Here is a 19,968-nt window from a genome sequence, read left to right as displayed (position 1 = left end):
CCCCTGGCACCCGGTGGCGATTCTGGCGGCCTCCGCACTGGTCGCTCTCACCCCTCTACCGGCGATCGCGACCGCCGCGACCGCCGCCGAGTCCGGCCCCACTCCCGTCACCGGGCGGCCGGACGTCCATCGCGTCACGTTGCTCACCGGCGACGTGGTGACCTACGAACGAGACGGTGCCGGGCACGGCACCGCACAGGTCGAACCGGCGGTGCGGCCGGACCGGCCGAGCCCCGCGTTCCAGATCACGAGCACGGCCGAAGGGCTGATGGTGTATCCGTCGGACGCGCTTCCGTTCGTCGGCAAGGGGTTGCTGAGCCCCGAACTCTTCAACGTGACCACACTCGTCGAAGAGCGGCGTGACGACGCGGCGAGCGCCACGATCCCCGTCATCGTGCACTACGGCGACCGGTCGGGGCTGTCCGCGCAGTCCTTGGACGCGAAGGCGAAGACACTCCCGCAGACCCAGCGACTCACCCCGCTCGTCACGGCCAACGGCGTGGGAGTACAGGTCAAGAAGGCGGGGACCGCCGAGTTCTGGCGTTCGCTCGTCGCCTTCGATCCTGGCGGGAAACCCGTTCTGAACCAAGGGGTTTCGCAGGTCCGGCTGGACAGGAAGGTCCGAGTGGCACTGGACAGGAGCACCACTCAGGTCGGCGCGCCGTCGGCGTGGAGCGGCGGGTGGACCGGGAAGGGGACCACGGTCGCGGTGGTGGACACCGGGATCGACGAGAACCATCCCGACCTGGCGGGCAAAACGGTCGCCTCCGCGGATTTCAGCGGGGAAGGCGACATCGTGGACCGCCACGGTCACGGCACGCACGTCGCGTCGATCATCGCCGGTACCGGCGCGGCCTCGGGTGGCCGGTACAAGGGCGTGGCACCGGACGCGAAGCTCGTGGTGGCCAAGGTTTTCGACGCCTCCGGCGAGGGTGACACCGCACTGGTCATGGCCGCGATCGACTGGACCGTCGCACAGGGCGTGAAGATCGTGAACCTCAGCCTCGGCGCCGGCGTCAGCGACGGAGCAGACCCGTTGAGCGAGCAGATCGACAAGCTTTCGGCGCAGTCCGGCACACTGTTCGTGGTCGCGGCCGGGAACTCCGGACCGGGCGACCGAAGCGTCACGACACCGGGGGCGGCGGCGTCCGCGCTCACGGTCGGAACGGTCGACAGGGACAACAAGATCGCTTGGTTCAGCAGCCGCGGCCCGCGGCTGCGGGACGCCGCGGTCAAGCCGGAGCTCGTCGCGCCGGGGGTCGGGATCGTGGCCGCCCGGGCCGCGGACACGGCCATGGGCGAACCGGTGGACGACTCGTACACCGCGGCGTCGGGCACTTCGATGGCGACCCCGCACGCGGCCGGCGGCGCGGCGATCCTGCTGCAGCAGCAACCGGGGCTGACCGGCCAGGCGCTGAAGAACACGCTCGTCACCACGGCCAAGGACATCGGCCTTCGCTGGTACGAGCAGGGGGCCGGACTCCTCGACATCGAGCGGGCCGTCTCGCAGAAGACGACCGGCACGGCCGTCGCGAGCTTCGGCCGTAACGAGCGGACGGCCAACGCCGCGGCGCAGGTCGTCCGGCAGCTGTCCTACACCAACACCGGGGAGCAGCCGCTGGTACTGAACCTGAAACTGGCCGTGCGGCCATGGGACGGCGGCGCCGCACCGGGCACCGGGATGCGCCTGGCGAAGACGGACCTGACGATCCCGCCGAAGTCGAGCACCACCGTCGACCTCGCCATGAACCCGAACGAAGGAACGGCCGGCGTCTACGGCGGCGCCGTGGTGGCCACGACCGCGGACGGGACCGGCTCCGTGCGGACGGCCGTCAGCACCTACAACGCGGCCGAGCTGTTCCCGGTGACGATCCGGGTACGGGATTCGGCGGGTGGGCCCGCTCAGTCCGCGTCGGCTCAGCTGATCGACGACGCGGCCGGTGCGGGTAACCGCAACGACCCGTTCCTCGACCAGGTCAGCCAGCAGATCGGCCTGGTCGACGGGGTCGGCCGGGTGCTCGTGCCCGCCGGACGCTATTCGGCACTCGGCTGGGTGATGGAGCGCGGGCTGACGGTGCGCCGCTGGTCGGCGATGAGCGCGGCGCAGGTCGCGGTCACGGGCCCGGCGGAGATCGCGCTGAACGCGGCGAGCGCCGTCCCGGCGGGGTTGATCACGCCCACTCCCACGGATCTGCGGGACCGCACGGTGATGCTGCGGCGCGTGATCCCCGGCGGACCGGGCGTGAACGGCTATGTCGGCGAAGCCGGGCTGGCCTCGGGCGCGGGCTGGGAAGTGCGCGTGACACCGGCGGCGGCCACCTCGGCGGGTGCGATTTCGTTGCAGGACAGCGCGACACTGGCCCAGACCGCGGTCGAGATGCGGATCGTCGGCGGCGGCTCGGCCGTGCTGAACCCCGCGTACGACGTGCCGACGTTGACGGCGAAGTCACCCGGTGAACGAACGCTGCCGGTCGTGTTCGGCGGCGCGGGTGGCGCGAATGATCTCGCCGGTCTCGACGTCCGCGGAAAGGCCGTCCTGGTGCGGATTCCGGTCCAGGCCGGGGCACCGGATCCGGTGGGTGCGGTCACCACCGGCATCGCGAACGCGGCACGCGCGGTGTCCGCCGCGGGTGGAGCGGCGTTGCTTCCGTACGCCGGTTCATCGGGTTCGCTGAGCATCCCGGGCCTCAGCAGCGCGGTGGTGCCGACCCTGTCCCTCGACTGGCAAGAAGGCGAAAAGCTGCGGAACGCCGGCGACGTCTCGGTGCGTTTGCTGGTGCGCGCGGCTCCGGACGTGATGTACAACCTCAGTCACCTCGACGCCAACGGTGTGCCGAAGGACCTCGTCCGGCGGGTCGACCGGACGAGCCTGGTCGCCACGAAAACCGGCTATCACGCCGAAAAACCCGGGCTGACCGGGCAGAAGAACTGGTACGCCTTCCCGACCGGTCTGTGGAAGACGCAGGCGGTACTGGGCACGAAGATCCCGGTTCCCGGCACGTGGACCGAGTACACCGGCCCGGCCGACGATCGGCTGGTCTGGAAACGGGTCGTCACCCTGGCAGGCAACGACGCCTCGGGCCGTCGCGCCTCGCTGAGCATGTACGCGCAGAACATCTATCGCGCGGGCGAGCGGTCGAGGCCGGACGAGCACTGGTTCCGCGCACCGCTGCACAGCGGCACGGTGGAACTGCCCGCCGACCATCCGGCTCGCTATCCGGCGACGGCCAACGGCTGGGCGGTGCTGTGCTCGATGTGCCGTGGCGGTACGGATCCCGACCTGTTCATCCCCGGCTTGCAGTGGATGGACGGTACGGCCGGTACCGGTTCAGGCGGGCATTACTCGAATCCCTACGAGAACGCGCGGTACTTCGCGGCGACCACGGCGCGGCTGTACCGGGACGGGACCGAGATCCCGCGATCCAATGCGAACGATCCGCTCGCGCTCATCCCGGAGTTCCGGCTCGCGCCGGCTCCCGCCACCTACCGGCTGGACGTGACCGACGTGATGCCCGGCCAGGCGCAGGTCGGCATCCCGAACGGGGCACTGTTCCAGAACGCCACGAGAACGGATACCTCGTGGACGTTCGCCTCGGCACGGTCCGACGCCGCGGCGCCACACGGGTTCGCCTGTCACAACTCGGGCAAGTCGTGTTCCTTCCAGCCGCTCATCCAGCTGGATCACCGGTTGCCACTGGATCTCGGCGGCCGCGCCCCGGCCGGGCGCCCGTTCACCTTCGACGTGTTCGCCGGCTCGCACAGCGGCGCGCGGGGTGGCGGGCCGGTGACGCGGCTGCAGGTGTCGGCGTCGACGGACGGCGGGCGCACCTGGACGGCGGCGACCGTCCGGCCGGGCGGGAACCGGCTGTGGTCGGTGACGGTGGCCCACCCGCGGCTCGACACGACCGACGGGTTCGTCTGGCTGCGCTCGGAAGCACGGGACAGCTCCGGCAACACCGTGACGCAGACGATCCAGCGGGCCTACGGGCTCACGGAGGTGGCGAAGGCGAACCCGCGCGTTCGCTGACGTCCTCGTCATGCGTGGGTTGGGTCGCCGGCAAGGTGACCCAACCCCGGGTGGCGACCTGAAGCCCGGCTTGGAACCGGGTCGTCGCGCCCAGGGTGGTCATGAGATCGCGCAGGCGTCGCTGGAACGTCCGGTAGCTCATGCCGAGCTGCTTGGCGATACTCCGGTCCGGCAGCCCCGTGGTCAGCAAGGCGAGCAGGCGGGCGTCGTCGGAAGGTGCGACGTCCGCCAGTTCGGCCGAGCCGGGCAGGCGCAGCGGAAGCCCGCTCTGCCAAAGGAAGTCGAAGACCGCGCTGAGCGCGTCGAGCAGCGCGCACGGACGGATCACGAGCGCCGCGCCGACCTCGGGGAGATCGGAACGCAGCGGCACCAGTCCGACGCGCTGATCGACCAGGATCATCTTGAGCGGGGCGATGGTGACCACGCGAGCTTCCTCGCCGAGGGCGAGGCCCGCTTCGAGGTCGGATGACAGGTCGTGCATTTCCAGCGCACTGCGCTCGTAAACCCCGCGAAAGCGCACGCCCCGGCCGAGGAGATCACGTTCGGCGGGGTGCAGCACACTCGGTGTTTGCGCGTAAGGCGGTTTGTCGACGAAGGCGACCTCCCGCTCGGCCGAGCGCAGCAACTGATCGGCCCTGTCGGCGATGAGCGCGTCTCCGTGGATCACCTCGATGAGATCGATCGGACGTTCGCCGGCCGTCGCCCGGTACCGCTCGCGCAACCGATCGGCGACCAGCCGCGCGCTCGCGAGTTCCTGCTCCTTCAGCCGGAGCATCGCGTCCAGCGCGATCTCCGGTCGCACCGCCGAATACGCCTCCGCCGGGCCGGGAAGCTTGACGAGTAAACCCTTTTCGGTCAGCACGCGCAGAACCCGGAGCAGCCGCTGCCGGGGTACCTCGGTCCGGCGCTGGATTTCGGCGACGGTCATCGAACCGGTGCCGGCGAAAGCATCGTAGACCTCGACGTCGATTTCACTCAGACCGATGATGTCCAGCAAATTCTCTCCCACCGCAGCCGCGGTCGTCTTCGTCCGACCATACCGCTGGACTCCGGCGGGCAAAAGGGACCACGTCGCGCACCGTCCACTGTGGTCAGTCGTGATCGGGGATTCCGTGGAGGTGGTGATCGGCCGCGTTCATGACCTCCGCCAGCAGGCGCCGGACGTGCCCGCCGCGGGCCCGGTAGAGGATCCGGCGGCCGTCCCTGCGCTGAGTGACCAGTCCGGCCAGCTTGAGCTTGGCCAGGTGCTGGGACACCGCCGGACGCGCGATGCCCACCGCGGCCGCCAGCGACGCGACGTCGTACTCCTCGCCGCTGATCAGCCACAGCATCCGCATCCGGGTCGGATCCGCCAGCATCCGCAGCGCCGTGGACGCGGTTTCGACCTGGTCGTCCGGTGGCAGGCTGGACCACTGGTCGCCTGATTCGTCATGTGCGTACATGAGCACCTATCATGGAAGGGGCGCCGAGCGAGAGGAGCCGTGAAGCGTGTCGCTGTTCGGTCATCGTGACTATCGGCATCTGTTCGGGGCGCAGCTGGTCGCGCTGGTCGGCACTGGACTGACGACCGTAGCGCTCGGGCTGCTGGCCTACGATCTGGCGGGGTCCGGCGCGGGCGCCGTCCTGGGCACCGCGCTGGCCATCAAGATGATCACCTATGTCACGGTGGCCCCGCTCGCCGTCGCCTACGCCGACCGGGTGCCGCGCCGCTTCTTCCTCGTCACCCTCGACGCGATCCGCGCGCTCGTGGTGCTCGCCCTGCCCTTCGTCGACCAGGTCTGGCACGTCTACGTCCTGATCGTGGTCCTCCAGTCCGCGTCGGCCTCGTTCACCCCGGCGTTCCAGGCCGTGCTCCCCGACCTCCTTCCCGACGAACGCGACTACACGAGGGCACTGTCGCTGTCCCAGCTGGCCTCGACGATGGAGAGCCTCCTCAGCCCGCTCCTGGCCGCCGCGGTGCTCAGTCTCGTGTCCTTCCACTGGCTGTTCACCGGCACTTCGATCGGTTTCGCGGTCTCCGCCGCGCTGGTGCTGAGCACCCGGATCCCGGACGCGGCCCGCGGCGACCGCGGCGGGGCCTGGGCTCGCACCGTGGCCGGGATCAAGGTGTACGCCGCGACCCCGCGCCTGCGGGGAACGCTCGGCCTCGACCTGGTGGTCGCGGCGGCCGGATCCGTGATCATGGTCAATACGGTGAACTACGTCCAGGACACCCTCGGCGGATCACAAGCCGACGTCGCCCTGTTCCTGGCGGCCAACGGCGCCGGCACCATCCTGGCCGCGCTCCTGCTCCCCCGCGTACTCGACGGGATCCCCGACCGCACCGTCATGCTCACCGGCGGTGGAACCCTGCTCGCCGGGCTGGCCGGCGCCGTCGCGTTGTCCACAGTGGACTCCGGAGACTGGCGCGGGGCCGCCGCGCTGACCGTATGGGCCGTCATCGGGCTCGGCACCGGACTCGTCCTCACCCCCGTCGGCCGGGTACTGCGCAGATCCAGCCGTCCCGCCGACCGGCCCGCGATCTTCGCCGCCCGGTTCTCCCTTTCCCACGCCTGCTGGCTACTCGCCTATCCGATCGCCGGCCGGCTCGCCACCGACGCCGGATTCACCGTCACCTGGCTCGTCCTCGGCGCACTCGGCCTCATCGGCCTCGCCACGGCCGTCCACGCCTGGCCGCGACGCGACCCCCGCTTTCTCGAACACACCCATCAAGACCCCATCGATCCCGCGCACCTGACCGATGCCGTTCAAGGCGAAGACGGCACCTGGAGCCACAGCCACGAGTTCGTCATCGACCAGGACCATCCCCGCTGGCCCGCGCACGCGAAAACGGGATTTCGAAACCCGTAACGACCTCTCCGAGCCGTTCGACTCATCGGATGATGAACGCCACCGGGCACAGGAGTACGGCATGCACGTTATTGCTCGCACTGTTGTTTTCCCTCACGGGTTCCCTTGACCGGTCGACGGCCGCCGCATCCGAGACATCGACACCTTCGACGCCATCGAAGCTCTCCCGTCCGCCGTACGTGCAATTCGACACTCTCGACGACCCGGGCAAGCTCCGGGCGGTACGCGTGGAGACGAGCAAGGACGAGATCATCGATGTCGCCGGGCTGGACGTGGATATCGCCTGCGCTCGGAAATGGCAGTTCAAGGGCACACCCGATTCGGCGAGTATTCGCGTCGACCTCCTCGAACTCGGCTGCGCGAAACTGGCATCGGCCAACCCGGTGGAAGCGGAGAAAGCCGCTGAAGCCAAAGCCAAGCAGGACAAGGTCGGCTTCTGGAGCACGCCCTCGGCAGCCACCTCGACGCCGAGACCGTCCGGTATCGGCACCTGGAGCCGATTCACCGACTGGGTCGCCCAGAACTGGCTCGCGCTCCTCGGTCTCTTGCTCGCGATAGTGAGCGTTCCTTGGCTCGCGAAAGGAATCGATCGATGGCGGCACCGCTGGCGGGTCGATGTGCTCCTGACCGGTGTTCCCGGTGCCGGCAAGACCGACCTCTGGACGGCATGGCGGGACAACATGGCACCGAAAGCGGACGCGAAGCCGACCACCGCCATCACGCCCTCCAACAGCCTCCGGCCTGTGCGGTACGGGGATTACACGATGGAGCCGTGCGTCATAGACGGCGCCGGATCGGATCCGGCGAGCATGCTCAACTCCATCAGGAGGTCACGCCGCCGGAATCGGCGAGTGATCGTTTTCGTGGTGTCGGCACGCCGCCAGAACACGGCGACAGGGGCCGCCTACGATCATGACTTCGTCGCCGAGCAACGAGGTTACTCGAACTTCCCGCGAGCCATCCTCGGCGCGCAGGACAAACGCCTGAGACCACGGCTGGCCGTTCTTTTCCTGACGAAATTCGATCTTCTCTCCAGCCATGGCCCGTGGGACTCGAACAGCGAAACCGTCAGGCTGAAAGCGGAGCAGACATTCGACGAGGTCATTCGCGCCATGCGCAAGGACTGCCAGACCGCGGAAGTTCCCTTTCACTTCATCATCGGCAGCTCGAAACGAGGATGGGGTATCCAAGACCTGCGAGACAGTGTCGCCAGATCCCTCGTCACCGGCGAGGGTGAGTGATGCCGGTGTTCGTGAACCCGGTCGTGTTCGGCTTCGCCGGCGGCACCCAGTTCGAATTGGTCGCCGGCGACCACGGCCAGTGGAATCCCGACATCATCCGCCATGTGACCGGCTTGGCCGGGTCCCTCGCGGCCGACGTGCAGGACACCTGCGTCGTCACGGGGCTTGCGGAACGCCGGCACCAGGTCGAGACCTGTCTGGTGGCGATTCCCGTCGAACAGGTCGAGACGGCGACCGGTCGCGACGGCCTGAGTGTCGTGCTCGGTGTGGTCCTCGCCCGCAAGCTCCCCGTCGAGGCTTCACTGCCCATCCACGCCGTCGCCCGACTCGAGCACGTCCTGATCGCCTTCGGTCAGGGACGCGGGCTCCAAAGCGCCGCGGAGCTGCTGACGCGGACCCTTCAAGGTGAAGACAGCGCCAAGGCGCGAGCCTGGCTGGGAGCCGAGGTCGAAGGACTGTCCCGTCGCCTCACCCACCTGCTCCAGGGATACGAACGCGCACGGAAGCCGTTGTCCGTCAACGCGGCCCCCTATGCCCTCTGCCAAGAGCCACCCGCGACACTGCTCCGGCTCCTGGCGCATGGCCTGTACAGGTCCGGCACCGACCTAGGGGGGCGTTACGTACCCGACAACGCCACGGCACCGGCCGAACCGAGCGGGCTGATCGTCGACCAATACCTGGCGCACGGCGGCACGTATACCTGTTTCCCGAGGACCGCGCCGAAACGCGGGAGGTACTTCGGGTCACTTCGACGGAAGTAGGCGGGTATGGCGTAGCGGCCGTCCGTGAAGGACCCCTTCCCTCGGCTCAGCCGAGCAAACTCGACCTTGCCAGGTACCTACCGCGTTTCGAGCCAGAACGAACCAAACACTCAAGACCCGAGCCGGGCCCGTACCTCCTTGGCTTCCTTCAAACGTGGCGCGTACGCGGGATCAGCCGCGGCCAGCTGCTCGTACAGGTCCACCGCTTGCTGAGCGGGCTGTTTCGCCTCGTCGTTCCGGCCGGCGGCGATGAGGAATTTCGCCAGCTGGAGGGCCGCGTCGGCCAGCTGCGGGCGGTACGCGCCACCGCTGTCGAGAAGTGCCTGGTAGATCTCTCGCACCTCCTTCTGCGCGGCCGCCGCGTCGGCGGGCGCGCCCGCCGCGGAGTACCGGTACGCGAGATTGTTCAGCGCCCACGCCAAACCCGGTTTGTCCCCGAGTTCCCGATAGACGGCCACGCCGTCACGGCCGGCCTGGATCGCCTCCTCGTGCAGCCCCGCCTGCTGGGCGAACGACCCCAGGACGACGTATGCCGAACCCAGCGACGGCTTCTGCGCCGGATCCGCCGCGGCCAGCTGCCGGTAGAGATCCCGGCTCTCCCGCTGCGCCACCACCGCGTCCAACGCCTTACCCGCCGCCGAGCACCGGTAACCCAGGTTGTTCAACGCCCACGCCAAACCCGGCTTGTCCCCGAGTTCCCGATAGACGGCCACGCCGTCACGAGCGGCCTGGATCGCCTCGTCGTGCAGCCCCGCCTGCTGCGCGAACGACCCCAGTACGACGTGGGCCAAGGCCAACGCTCGCAGTTGCCCCGGATCCGCCGCGGCCAGCTGCCGGTAGAGATCCCGGCTCTCCCGCTGCGCCACCACCGCGTCCAACGCCTTACCCGCCGCCGAATACCGGTAACCCAGATTGTTCAACGCCCACGCCAAACCCGGCTTGTCCCCGAGCGCGCGGAACCGGGCGACGCCGTCCTGGGTCACGCCGATCGCTTCGTCGTGCCCGCCCGCGTTGGTGAGGAACGAACCGAGGCCCACCAGCGCACGGGCCAGGTCGGCGCCGGAGTCCGCCAGCGAGCGCCACAAGGTCACCACCTGGCGTTGCGCATTCACCGCGTCGGCGGCCTTGCCCGTCCGGGAGAACTGCACCGCGAGCCGGTTCAAGCGGCCCGCGAGGGTGACCATGCCCGCGCGCTCGCCGGGACCGGGCTGGTATCCGGGTTTCGGCCACTCCGTCGTGGTGACCGGGCCACCGGCGAGCGCCCTCGTCAGGAACCGGTTCTCCGAAGGCCGCACCACGGCGGGGTCGGCCTTGCCGTCGCCGTCGTAGTCCGCGGGGGCCGGCAGGTCTCCGACGCGCCCGAGGCTCGTCGTCCGCTCGGGTCCGCCGGTGGACGGCCGCACGGTCCAGGTGCCGTCCTCCGGCCGCCAGAAGGCGGTGTCCTCCTTGCGATCGCCGTCGTAATCGGCGTCGACCGCGATCTTCGCGGGAACGGGGTCGATCGGCGGGCCCACCTCGGCCGTGGGATGAATCGTCTTCGTGACCAGCCACAGGTTCCGCACCTGGTCGCGGACGTCCGGCAAGGCCTCGTCCGATTTGTCCTTACGGGCCTTGAACGCCACCGCGTAGCGCTCGGTCAGTTTCGCCAGCCTCCCCCTGCCGTCCTCGGCAACGCAGGCCAGCAACGGGTCCTCGGTCCGGACTCCCTCGGGCCTGGCACACGGTGCGTCCCGTTCGGACAGCAGTTCCTGTTTCCAGGCAGGGATTCCGTGCGCCAGGTTCGACGCGGCGGTCTGGTAGATCTGTGACAGCTGGTTCGGCACGAGCTCGTCCGCGGCGTTGGTGAAGATACCGAACGCGCCGTAGAGCAGACCCCGCAACGTCATGTCGGATTTCAACGATTGCGGCAGGCCGAGTTCGGTGTACGTGCGCAGCAGCACGGCCTGGAGGTTGAGTTCCGCTCCCCGGAGCGCGGTCTTGAGGTAGTTCGCGTTGTCGAGGTAGTAGTTCGTCCGGGCCTGTTGCAGGAACGTGGTCATCCGGTTCACCGCGTCCTGCTCGGTCTCCGCCCGCTCGCCGATCCGTGCGTTCGTGTCGAACGCCTGGTACAGACCGGTCTTCCAGCCCTTCACGACCTCCTCGAACTGGTTCGGCCGAGTGGTGCACGTCCCGCCGCCGGTCTCCAGGTTGGTCTTGCAGTACTGGAGCTCCATCCCCTTCTTCACCGTCGCCGTCCCCCATCGGCTGGGCACCGACGGCGCGTCGGACCACTTCAGGTCCTGACGGAAATCCACCTCCAGATCTCCGTGGGTCCAGGTCTCCTTGCAGCGATAGTTCCTCGGGTCGCCCTCGCACCAGCCGGTCCGCTCGGTCACCCGCTCGTCGATGAACCGCGAGGACCAGCAGACGCCGTACTTGGGCGGGTCGACGTGCACGTTCCTGGCGAACATCTGAGCCGGGCCCAGGAGCCTGCCCTTCATCTTCTCCGGGACTTCGATGTACTCGTCGAGGTTCCCCGAGTCGCATTTCATCACCTTCGGACCGCCGTCCAGGCCGCTGCGCTCGATGAGCGCGGCCTGAGCCGGCCCGCCCCACAGGTTGTAAGCGCCCTTCGTGACGTCGTGTTCCCGGCCCTGCGCCTCGTTGACGAGCCCGTCGAGCTTGGTGCCATACACGTTGAGAAGGCTGGAGAACAGCGTGTTGATCCCACCGTCCGGCTTCGGCGTGCTGAAGGTCTTCGCGGCTTCGAGGATCGCTCTCCCCTGGCCGATGACGTGGCCGGGCCGTTCCCAGCGATTGCCCGGCTGCCCTGGCGGATTCACGCCGGGTTTGGCCGCCCAGTTCGGGTTCTGCGCGGAGAGCAGGGTGTACGCGGTCGCGCCGATCTTCCACATTTCGGGGTTGCCGGTCGGGCCGACCTCCGGCACACCTTCGTTCCAGCCCTTCCCTACCATGTAGCGCGACAGGTACCGGATCATCCCGAAAGTCCCGAAATTGCGCAGGTTCTGCAGAACCGAACCATCCTCTGTGGACGTGCTTTCGGACGGAACGTACGCGCCTTCGGACTTCGGCAGATTGACACCCGCCGGGTGGAACTCCTCTTCCGCCTGTTTGTACATGTCGTAGGTGAACTCGTCGCCGGGGTGGTAGCGCAGGTAGTCGATCTTCGAGTCGGCCTGCTTCCAGGCGCCGTCGGCGTACAGACCGGCCAGCGCGGCGGTGACATTGACGCCGATGTTGTCCACCCGGTCCTCGATCCTGGTGAGCTGACCGGCCACATCCATCAGGTTGTTCTTCACCGTCGCCACGTCGCCGGTGAGCCGCTTCAGCTGGCCGACGATGTCGGTGTACATCGCGCTGAGGCGCCGGTCGATGGCGTCGAAGCGCTCGTTCATGTTCTCTTTGAGCTCGTCGAGTTTCTTGTGCAGTTCCTCGATCTCCTTGAGAATCTGCTCCTCGATGCTCGGTCCGGCCGCGCCGAACAGCCCCACCAGCGTGCTGACGGCACTGAGCACGTTGCCGGTGAAGGCGACCGTTGCCATGGAGAACACCGCGTCGATGGCCTTGAAGGCGGTGATGCACTCGTTGACCGCGGTGGCCACCTGGAGCGCGCCGCTGGCGAACGCCTTGAGATCCCGTTCGGCGGCGGGATCACCCACCGCGCCGAGGAAGAACGCATAGCCGTCGAGGGCGCTCTTCGCACCGTCGATCCACTTCTGGCGTTCCTTTTGCTCCGCCTCGAGGTCTTCCTTGGGCTTGGCCGGTTCCGGTTTCGCGTTCTTGAGTTCGTTGAACCAGAGGTTGCGCTGCTCCACCGTCTTCCGGATGGTTTCGGCCATCGCCTCGTCGGTCACGATCCGGAGCTTGTCCGGCTTGGTCTGCACCTCCAAGAACGGCTCGATCTTCAGATGGTGCTGAAGCACGGTGGTGTTGCTCAGCTGCACCGCGGAGGCTCTCGCGCTGATGCCGATGTCCTTGCCCGCGCCGTCGTCCCAGGCCGCGGTGAATTTGGCATCGCTCCGTGCGGTCTTGCCCACGCCGGACCACACGGAAGCCTGGGCCGACTCCAATCCGGCCCGCCAGGAGGAGATCTGCAGCGCGCTGTCCAGCCGGTCTTTGACCGATCCGGTCGGCGGCACGACGTCGCGGGCGATCAGGGCCGCCAGCAGTTTGCCCACCTCGGGGCCGCGCACGGCCGCGTCCGGCACGGTGTGCAGCGCTGACAACGCCGCGCCCGCGATCTCGTGGTCCTCGGTGAGCGACGCCCGCTCCGGCAGGGCGTCATGGATCGCGCCCTGAACCAGTTTGAAGTGATCGGCCAAGGTCTTCTGATCGACACTCGGATGGGTGACGTGCCAATCGAGCAGTTCCGCGCTCGCCACCAGATGCCTGGTGTAGGTCTTCGTGTCGTCGATGGTGCGCACGTAACCGGCGAGCAGCACATCGGCCAGCTTCGCGGTGTCCACGGCGGATACTTCGGCGATCGCGGGCGGCGCGGTGACCAGGGTGATCCCGGTCGTCACCGCCACGACCGCGGCGAGCAACCGGCGTCCTGAACGAACCCCCATGTGTTTCCCCCTGTGCCTGCCGAGTCCTCGGACCAGCACAGCTTGTCCGGATGATCGATTCCGGTGCCATACCGGTGGGACGGCTTTGCGGGCGATGATCACCGCACGAAGAGGCAGGGGCCGAAGTGTCCTTTCCCCGCGAACGGGTACCCGGGACGTTGACCGATCCGATCATCACGAGGAAGAAGATCATGGTGCCTTGCGAAGTATGCGGTAACGACTACGAACTGGTCTTCGAGATCCACACCCAGGACGGTGCGGTCCACACCTTCGACTCCTTCGAATGCGCCATCCACCGGCTGGCTCCGCTCTGCGAACATTGCGGATGCCGTGTCGTCGGGCACGGCGTCCAGGTCGAGGGGCGGTTCTTCTGCTGCGCCCACTGCGCACGGCAGACCGCCGTCGTCGGCGCCGAACAGGCACGCGACTCCGTCGGCGCCACCCGGCGGTGAGTGAAATGACGACGACGCGGACCGCTGCCCGCGAGACCGCACAAGAGCCCGCACAAGCCCGGGAAGAGGCCGGCGGTGCTTCCGAATTCTCGATCGGGCTCGTCCTGCTGGCGGGCGTGTACTTGATCTTGTCGCCATGGGTTATCCAGTTCACCGGCACTTTCGGGATGGCCGCGACCAACATGATCAGCGGGATCGTGCTGGCGCTCTTCGCCGCCGGATGCGCCCGCTCCACCGGTTTGCGCACCGTGGCCTGGGTGATTCCGGTCATGGGCGCCTGGGTGATCAGCTCGCCATGGGTGATCTCCCGGGGCCGCGGCCTGGTGCCGCTCGACTACCCGGGCATGCCGGAACTGAACACGGCGACCTGGCTGAGCAACGTGATCGCCGGCGCGATAGTGCTGGCCGCCGGAATCGCGCTGACGCTGTCGACTCGGCGCCCGGCACACCGGTGAAAGTCACGACCCTTCCAGGTCGAGTCAAGAGTATGCCATACTTGAAAGCAAAGTTCGTCATGCCTAAACTTTGGATCAGGCGTTCCGACACCTGCGAGAGGCAGGTCGCATGGCTACGACCGAGGTCGTCCGGCTGAGACCGGCGACGGCGAAGAGGGGCCCCCGATGAACTGGAGCCAGCTCCTCGTGCCCGTGACCAGCGGCGTGGCCGTCGCCCTCATCGTGGCGACCGTCAGGTTCCTGTGGCGTCGCACCCGCCTGCCGACCGGGCTCTCCCAGCGGATGACCCGGCGGAACTACTTGGCGGAGATGCTCGTCATCTCCAAGAACGACAACGTCGACCGGCTCGACGCACTGGTCCCGAATCTGATGCCCGCGGAAGGCTCTCCGGTACTCGCCGAGATCCAGGAATCATGGGCGCAGCTCAACGGCCGCCGCGGGGTACGGGTGATCACCCGTACCGAGCCCTCCTCCCTGACCGCCGGAGCCGAGCTGCTCGGAGCGGGGATCGAGGTCCGCGTGTCCCGCGCACTGACCGCGGGCCACCTGTCGTACCACGTGTTCTCCGGCTTGGAGCACCACACGGTGCTCAACCGGCGCAACGGCGGGAAGGACCGGCCCGAACGGCTGGACGAGATCTCCGCGGCCAAGGTGTTCCGCAGCCACTTCGACGAGATGTGGAACGAATCCGAACCCATCGAATCGTTCCTGGCCGGGGAACTCCTGGCCGGGAGCAACTCGGGCAGCGGATTGTTCCGCCTCGCGGACCCGATCCGGGAGCAGCGCGCGGCGTACCAGCTGTCGGACAAGGCCGAGGACGCGGTCCTGCGGCATCTGGCGTTCCGCCACCGCGCGCCGGTCATCTTCGTCACCGGCCTGCCGGGTGCCGGCAAGTCACTGGTGCGGCGGGCACTCGCCCAGGAGCTTCGGCGGTGGCGGATGCAGGTCGACGAGCTGAACGACTACGTCTACGCGTTCGAAGAATTCCTCCACGCCTTGATGCTCCTCGGCGACGGTCGCGGTACGGGCTTCACCGCCCAGCAGGGCGGCGCGTTCCAAGTGGAGCGCGAGGACGATCTCCGGCCGGCCCTGCACACGCTCGGCCATCGTGTCTGGGAAAACCGCCGGAGCAACCCGATCACGATCGTCGAATTTGCCAGGGCCGACACGATCGGAGCGCTCCAGGTGTTCGGCGACGAGGTCCTGGCGGCCTCGCAGATCGTCCACGTCCGCGCCTCCGACACCAAGCGCGCCGCCCGGCTGGCCAGGCGGGGCGAGCCACCGAAGATCTCGGTGGCGGGTCAGTCGATCAGTCTCGAAGTGTCCGACGAGCATCGGCTGCCCAGCAACGCCGCGGACACCCTGTACAGCCGGGACGATTTCGCGCTGCTGAAGGCCCAGAAGGGCATCGCCGGCCGGCTGTTCCTCATCGAGAACGACTCCGAGGAGAAGACACACATCAACGAGCAGATCGCGGCGTTCGCCGAAACGATCGTGCGCCCCTACCGCGAACTCGCACATAGCTAGGAAAACGCCAGGGGCATCACCGGCCCTCACGCCGATCAGGCCACTGTGGACAGCGCCGCGCCGTCGCAACAGAAAAGGTCACTGACATCGCGCCGGTCCTCGAAATAGCAAAAAGCGCCGATCAAATGATCGGCGCTTTTTGCGCTGTACCCCCGACGAGGTACGAGCAGCTTCCACCCAGGCTGACAAGCGCCCTGACCTGCAGATTTCCGCTACTGTAGAGCTGCCACGTCGCGGCCGCCGCCGCGCGGGAGGCCTCGCGTGAGCGCCGTCTCCCTCCGGATCCAGTGCGCGTGCACAGCCCTGGTCGCCCTCGGCGCCGCCTACGCCTCCTACATCCACGGACGCCAGTTCGCCCTCCGCTTCGGCGCCGACACCATGACCGCCTCCATCTGGCCCCTCATCGTCGACGGCCTTCTCACCACGGCGACCGTCGAACTGTGGAAACCGAACCGCGACGGCTCCAGCCGGTGGGCGGCCTGGGCCGCCTTCCTCTTCGGTATCTCGCTGTCGCTCTGCGCGAACATCGGCTCGGCGCCGGTGACCGGCGCACTCGGTGTGGCTGTCGCAGCTTGCCCACCCCTTGCCCTACTGCTGGCCGTCGAACTTCTCAACCGTGCCCTCAAACGCCACCGCGTCGAACCTGTCGCTCCAAAGTCTGAGGCGCCCGCTCCGGTCGAAGTCCCATCTGCGGCACCCTCACCGCTCCCCAAGTTGACCGCCGAGCAGATGATGCGAGCCCACTACGAGCGCGAGCGTGCCCAGGGCCGGACGCCTTCCGGCGCAGAACTGGACCGCATCGCCGGAACCCACAACTACGGCCGCCGCATCCTTCGGAAATGGCGCGAAGAAGGTCTCGAACCGGCCTCATGACGCCGGCCCGAGACGGCTGGTCATCGACCGGGGTGTTCGCAGCGCGGAGGATCGCTGCAACGTCGCGGTGAGCACGTTGCGGTGATACTCGGCGTCGGCTCCGGCACCGATGCAGCTCTGCTGCAGGCTGAGCACTTCGAGGACGACCCCGTGCTGAGGGAGCGCGGCGATTAAGGCTTTCACCGGCCCCACGCCGCCGCCATGAACGCTGCCTAACTTGGTCCCCGTCGATCTCGACGGGGACCGTGGTGTCGGCATCCGTCACGTCGAACGCGAGCAGCACCGCCGCGCCCCGGATCTGCGGGCCGGCCGAGGTACTCGATCCGGAGATGTCCCAGAGCTCGACCGAAGTCACCTCGCGGCCGATGTCGTCGGTGTGCTTCCGGACGTGGCGGGCGAAGTCGATCTGGAGGCGGCGCAGCAGATCGACACCGCGCTCGGTTTCCATCAAATAGGCGATTCCTCCCTTGCCGGACTGGGAGTTGATCCGGATAGCGGCGTCGTAGTCACGCCCGATGCCAGCCGGGTCGATGGGCAGGTAAAGCACCCGCCACTCGCTGTCCCGCTCCGGGCTGTCCTCTGCTGCCGTGCGGGCGCAGTGTTCGGCGAAACCCTTCTTGATCGCATCCTGATCAGTGCCGCTGAGCGCGGTGCGCACGCGGGTTACCGACGTACGGATGCTGCGGGCGCACGTCGATGCGGTTGCCGTGTTCGACCGTACGGCAGATCTTGTCGATGCCGGAGAAGTCGATCACGGGGTCGATGCCCTGGAGGGTGAGCGCGAGGTGGCTAGATCGACGTTCTCGGTGCGCTGGCCGTTGCCGAAGAGACAGCCTCGACCCGCTGGCCACTCGCGAGGACGGCGAGTTCGGCACAGGTGATCCCGGTGCGGCGGCCGTTGTGCAGATGCACTGACAGGAAGACCAACGCGGCGTAGCCGCCGCCGTCGGTCGCCCGGTAGGTCATCCGGAAGAGCCGCTCCACCGGAACATCCGTGATCAGCATCGCCCCACGCAGCCTCGTACCGCCACGCCCCACCAAGGGGAGCACGTGAACCAGCCCCCGGACGCACCGGTACCCGACTCCCCCGCGCCGCGCCGCGCGGGGAAGTCGGTGAGCGGGACTTGGCAGACGCTCGTCGCGCTTAAGGACCGCATGATGACGACGGAGACCCTGTCAAGCTTTACCCGGATCCGACCGCAACGGATAGTAAACGCGAGGTGGCTCCCGGGACGTGCCAGGGACGGCGATCCAGAGGATCCATTCGTCCGGCTGCTGAACTATCCGTACGGCCTGCTCGAGCCCGGCGACGAGATCCAATGCGGTGACCGTCTCGTCGAGCAGGACCACGAAAGTCCCATCGTCAAGGTAGCGAGTGATCAAACCGCTCGTATGTCGGACCTCAAGATCTCGCCAGGTCACGCGGACGTCGCGCTCCTGCAGCCATGCCACCAGCATCGGGATCTGCGTGTCGGCCACGATCAGATCCGCGGTCCGTGCCACATCGACGCCGAGCATCGCATCTTCCACTTCGTCCCGGTCATCGTCGTCACGCAGATATGCGTGTTGTGTGTCAGAGCCGCACACAGCGCATTTCCGCCAGACGTAGCAACGTCCGAAGGCGGATCGGCGGCCGTCGACCTCCTCGACCGGCGCTTCGCCCCAACCGCTCCAGTCACTGACCTTTCGCGTTTCCCCACATTCACAGCACAAGGCAAGATAGGGTTGTTTCCTCCTGGCCATCAGTCGTTCCCAGCTGGAGACAATTCCAGCAGCTTCCGATCCTCGACCACCTTTTCACCGACTCGGGTGATGAACAGGTGTTCCCGCGAACGATGAACGAGCGCTTTTCCATCCAGCACATCAAGCGTCCTTTTAAGGTTTTTCCCCATGGTGGACGGGACCCATTCCCGAAGATTTCGAAAGGTGGCACCACCAGAACCGACGTGGTAGAGCAGGACCAAGACCACCTCGCCGGCCCTGAGGTCCGCACGTACGACGCGCGGTTCGTCCCGGAAGACCTGCACTGACGGATACTTCCGGGTCACCAGATCATCGACCAATTGTTGAGCCCCTTCCGCAGTCGCCTTGCCACTCAGCCGGATCAGTTCCGCGACCACCCAGTCGAGCACTGAGACCACCAAGGTCGCGTCCTGCAGGTTGGGATCGATACCGTCAGCGATGTGTCCGACAGCCCTGTTGTTCCGAATGTCGTAGACGACACGGAGCGCTCGCGGCAGGTATACGCGAACCGACTTCGGATATCCGGCCGCCGGGAGCGCGGCGAGCCTCTTCGCCACTTTCTCGGTGTCGAGAATTCCTCCGATGGGTGTGAACCTTCCGACGGCCATGGATTCCAGTATCCGATAGGCCGCCTCGCAAAAATGACCTCCTTCCACTGCGCTGAGCCTGTGGCCACCCAGTAGGAAATTACGCTTTGCTTCACTGTAGGCCTGCAGTAGTTTGTCGACCAGCTTCCGGTCGTACGCGGACTCCAGTATTTCGCGTGCACCGGCCATCATTCCTGCTCCTGGCCATTCAAGGCTTCTTTCCTGCCATTGCCCGAACTTCGCTTCGCGCGGTACCCGTGTTCCCGTGTCGCCTCCTTGACGGCGTCACGCGCGGGAAGCGCCTTGACCACCGCCTCGCCACGCACTGTCAGCTGCTTCAGTCCGGTCCCAGCCGAGACGATGTAACCGCTTTGCCGGTCCGCGTTGTCGATGTCCCGTGAGAGGTGCCCTAGTCGCTGCCCTGCCGCTTCAGTATTCAAGGCGTCGATGTCCTTCGCCTTGAAGTGTCGAACACCGCGGTGGTACGTGAGATAGTAGGCGAGGCAAGCGATACGTTCGGTCTGAGTCTGCGGCTTCTTCGCTCCCATGAACGCTCGCGGGTCAAGGTCATCTTCAGCCGAGTTCCTCACGGACTCGGTTCCGGCATGAGAAGCAGCTCCAGTCGCGGCCAGATGACCCCGGAAGAGCCCCTCAAGCTGATAACTCTGGATGATCCACAGGATTGATCGCACCTTTCCTTCGTCGGACAGCGGGTGAAGTGCGCGATAACACTCGGCCATCGCCCTGAGCTCAGAAACACCACTGTCCGCGTCTTCGTAATTTTCGCGCCTAAGAGGCTGAAACCCTCGGGAACCTCCGGTTTCGAGAGCCCGAATCTTTGGCTCCTCCGCGGGCTTTTCCTGATCGTCCGGAACAGACATCTC

Annotated in this window: 17 protein-coding genes and 1 pseudogene; 8 read left to right on the top strand and 10 right to left on the bottom strand. The window is 67.3% G+C overall.

Annotated elements, in window-relative coordinates:
- Positions 1-13 precede the first annotated feature (13 nt).
- Positions 14-4,027: a S8 family serine peptidase gene (locus tag ACIBTM_RS29740; protein WP_395880452.1), complete on the top strand. Its 4,014-nt coding sequence runs from the start codon at positions 14-16 to the stop codon at positions 4,025-4,027.
- Here the strand turns inward: ACIBTM_RS29740 and ACIBTM_RS29735 are convergent.
- Together ACIBTM_RS29735 and ACIBTM_RS29730 are read right to left on the bottom strand one after the other, a co-directional pair.
- Positions 3,990-5,024: a helix-turn-helix domain-containing protein gene (locus ACIBTM_RS29735; protein WP_395880450.1), complete on the bottom strand. Its 1,035-nt coding sequence runs from the start codon at positions 5,022-5,024 to the stop codon at positions 3,990-3,992. The two genes, ACIBTM_RS29740 and ACIBTM_RS29735, sit on opposite strands and share 38 nt — an antisense overlap.
- Before the next feature lie 94 nt (positions 5,025-5,118).
- Positions 5,119-5,469 (bottom strand): ArsR/SmtB family transcription factor, encoded by a 351-nt coding sequence (locus ACIBTM_RS29730; RefSeq protein WP_395880449.1) that lies wholly within the window; start codon positions 5,467-5,469, stop codon positions 5,119-5,121.
- Positions 5,470-5,515: 46 nt separating this feature from the next.
- On the opposite strand from ACIBTM_RS29730, the gene ACIBTM_RS29725 reads away from it, so the two are divergent.
- The 3 genes from ACIBTM_RS29725 to ACIBTM_RS29715 are packed head-to-tail and all read left to right on the top strand — an operon-like array spanning position 5,516 to position 8,879.
- Entirely contained in the window at positions 5,516-6,877 is a 1,362-nt protein-coding gene (locus ACIBTM_RS29725; protein WP_395880448.1) for an MFS transporter, read from the top strand.
- Between the two features lie 29 nt (positions 6,878-6,906).
- Positions 6,907-8,118 (top strand): hypothetical protein, encoded by a 1,212-nt coding sequence (locus ACIBTM_RS29720; RefSeq protein WP_395880447.1) that lies wholly within the window; start codon positions 6,907-6,909, stop codon positions 8,116-8,118.
- Positions 8,118-8,879 (top strand): hypothetical protein, encoded by a 762-nt coding sequence (locus ACIBTM_RS29715; RefSeq protein WP_395880446.1) that lies wholly within the window; start codon positions 8,118-8,120, stop codon positions 8,877-8,879. The genes ACIBTM_RS29720 and ACIBTM_RS29715 overlap by 1 nt, the downstream gene beginning before the upstream one ends.
- Positions 8,880-8,989: 110 nt before the next feature.
- On the opposite strand, the gene ACIBTM_RS29710 is transcribed toward ACIBTM_RS29715, so the two are convergent.
- On the bottom strand, positions 8,990-13,447 hold the full coding sequence (locus ACIBTM_RS29710) for a tetratricopeptide repeat protein (protein WP_395880445.1): 4,458 nt from the start codon (positions 13,445-13,447) through the stop codon (positions 8,990-8,992).
- Between the two features lie 191 nt (positions 13,448-13,638).
- Here ACIBTM_RS29710 and ACIBTM_RS29705 point away from each other — a divergent pair, with 191 nt between their 5' ends.
- The 4 genes from ACIBTM_RS29705 (at position 13,639) to ACIBTM_RS29690 (ending at position 16,754) form a co-directional block, all read left to right on the top strand.
- Complete coding sequence (locus ACIBTM_RS29705) at positions 13,639-13,899, top strand: Prokaryotic metallothionein (protein ID WP_395880444.1); 261 nt, start codon at positions 13,639-13,641, stop codon at positions 13,897-13,899.
- A gap of 5 nt (positions 13,900-13,904) precedes the next feature.
- Positions 13,905-14,354 carry an SPW repeat protein gene (locus tag ACIBTM_RS29700; protein WP_395880443.1) on the top strand — a complete coding sequence of 150 codons (450 nt, stop codon included), beginning with the start codon at positions 13,905-13,907 and terminating at the stop codon, positions 14,352-14,354.
- A gap of 165 nt (positions 14,355-14,519) precedes the next feature.
- Positions 14,520-15,881: an AAA family ATPase gene (locus ACIBTM_RS29695; protein ID WP_395880442.1), complete on the top strand. Its 1,362-nt coding sequence runs from the start codon at positions 14,520-14,522 to the stop codon at positions 15,879-15,881.
- Positions 15,882-16,142: 261 nt separating this feature from the next.
- On the top strand, positions 16,143-16,754 hold the full coding sequence (locus ACIBTM_RS29690) for a DUF2637 domain-containing protein (protein ID WP_395880441.1): 612 nt from the start codon (positions 16,143-16,145) through the stop codon (positions 16,752-16,754).
- Here ACIBTM_RS29690 and ACIBTM_RS29685 read toward each other — a convergent pair.
- From ACIBTM_RS29685 to ACIBTM_RS29655, 7 genes and pseudogenes are all read right to left on the bottom strand, one after another.
- The gene (locus ACIBTM_RS29685) at positions 16,749-16,937 is read right to left on the bottom strand and encodes a hypothetical protein (RefSeq protein WP_395880691.1); all 189 of its coding nucleotides are present in this window, start codon (positions 16,935-16,937) and stop codon (positions 16,749-16,751) included. The two genes, ACIBTM_RS29690 and ACIBTM_RS29685, sit on opposite strands and share 6 nt — an antisense overlap.
- 319 nt (positions 16,938-17,256) lie before the next feature.
- Positions 17,257-17,412, bottom strand: a pseudogene (locus ACIBTM_RS29680) (2-isopropylmalate synthase); the annotation flags it as partial.
- Positions 17,387-17,509 carry a hypothetical protein gene (locus ACIBTM_RS29675; RefSeq protein ID WP_395880440.1) on the bottom strand — a complete coding sequence of 41 codons (123 nt, stop codon included), beginning with the start codon at positions 17,507-17,509 and terminating at the stop codon, positions 17,387-17,389. The pseudogene ACIBTM_RS29680 and the gene ACIBTM_RS29675, both read right to left, overlap by 26 nt.
- Positions 17,510-17,543: 34 nt before the next feature.
- A complete protein-coding gene (locus ACIBTM_RS29670) occupies positions 17,544-17,759 on the bottom strand; it encodes a hypothetical protein (protein ID WP_395880438.1) in 216 nt (71 codons plus the stop codon).
- 171 nt (positions 17,760-17,930) lie between these two features.
- The gene (locus ACIBTM_RS29665) at positions 17,931-18,497 is read right to left on the bottom strand and encodes a DUF6315 family protein (protein WP_395880437.1); all 567 of its coding nucleotides are present in this window, start codon (positions 18,495-18,497) and stop codon (positions 17,931-17,933) included.
- Entirely contained in the window at positions 18,497-19,276 is a 780-nt protein-coding gene (locus tag ACIBTM_RS29660; RefSeq protein WP_395880436.1) for a hypothetical protein, read from the bottom strand. The genes ACIBTM_RS29665 and ACIBTM_RS29660 overlap by 1 nt, the downstream gene beginning before the upstream one ends.
- Positions 19,273-19,965, bottom strand: coding sequence for a hypothetical protein (locus tag ACIBTM_RS29655; protein ID WP_395880435.1), 693 nt, complete (start codon positions 19,963-19,965; stop codon positions 19,273-19,275). The genes ACIBTM_RS29660 and ACIBTM_RS29655 overlap by 4 nt, the downstream gene beginning before the upstream one ends.
- Between the last annotated feature and the right edge of the window lie 3 nt (positions 19,966-19,968).

The organism is Amycolatopsis sp. NPDC049868, from assembly GCF_044461365.1.
Lineage (GTDB): Bacteria > Actinomycetota > Actinomycetes > Mycobacteriales > Pseudonocardiaceae > Amycolatopsis.
The sequence above is the reverse complement of the archived record's forward strand: the minus strand, read 5'-3'. Positions and strand labels throughout refer to the sequence as shown.

Excerpts from the sequence above, each read along its gene's own strand:
- ACIBTM_RS29660 (WP_395880436.1), bottom strand. The coding sequence starts at position 19,276 with ATGATGGCCGGTGCACGCGAAATACTGGAGTCCGCGTACGACCGGAAG.
- ACIBTM_RS29700 (WP_395880443.1), top strand. The coding sequence starts at position 13,905 with ATGACGACGACGCGGACCGCTGCCCGCGAGACCGCACAAGAGCCCGCA.
- ACIBTM_RS29670 (WP_395880438.1), bottom strand. The coding sequence starts at position 17,759 with ATGCTGATCACGGATGTTCCGGTGGAGCGGCTCTTCCGGATGACCTAC.
- ACIBTM_RS29695 (WP_395880442.1), top strand. The coding sequence starts at position 14,520 with ATGAACTGGAGCCAGCTCCTCGTGCCCGTGACCAGCGGCGTGGCCGTC.
- ACIBTM_RS29720 (WP_395880447.1), top strand. The coding sequence starts at position 6,907 with ATGATGAACGCCACCGGGCACAGGAGTACGGCATGCACGTTATTGCTC.
- ACIBTM_RS29710 (WP_395880445.1), bottom strand. The coding sequence starts at position 13,447 with ATGGGGGTTCGTTCAGGACGCCGGTTGCTCGCCGCGGTCGTGGCGGTG.
- ACIBTM_RS29665 (WP_395880437.1), bottom strand. The coding sequence starts at position 18,497 with ATGGCCAGGAGGAAACAACCCTATCTTGCCTTGTGCTGTGAATGTGGG.
- ACIBTM_RS29705 (WP_395880444.1), top strand. The coding sequence starts at position 13,639 with ATGGTGCCTTGCGAAGTATGCGGTAACGACTACGAACTGGTCTTCGAG.
- ACIBTM_RS29655 (WP_395880435.1), bottom strand. The coding sequence starts at position 19,965 with ATGTCTGTTCCGGACGATCAGGAAAAGCCCGCGGAGGAGCCAAAGATT.
- ACIBTM_RS29730 (WP_395880449.1), bottom strand. The coding sequence starts at position 5,469 with ATGTACGCACATGACGAATCAGGCGACCAGTGGTCCAGCCTGCCACCG.
- ACIBTM_RS29715 (WP_395880446.1), top strand. The coding sequence starts at position 8,118 with ATGCCGGTGTTCGTGAACCCGGTCGTGTTCGGCTTCGCCGGCGGCACC.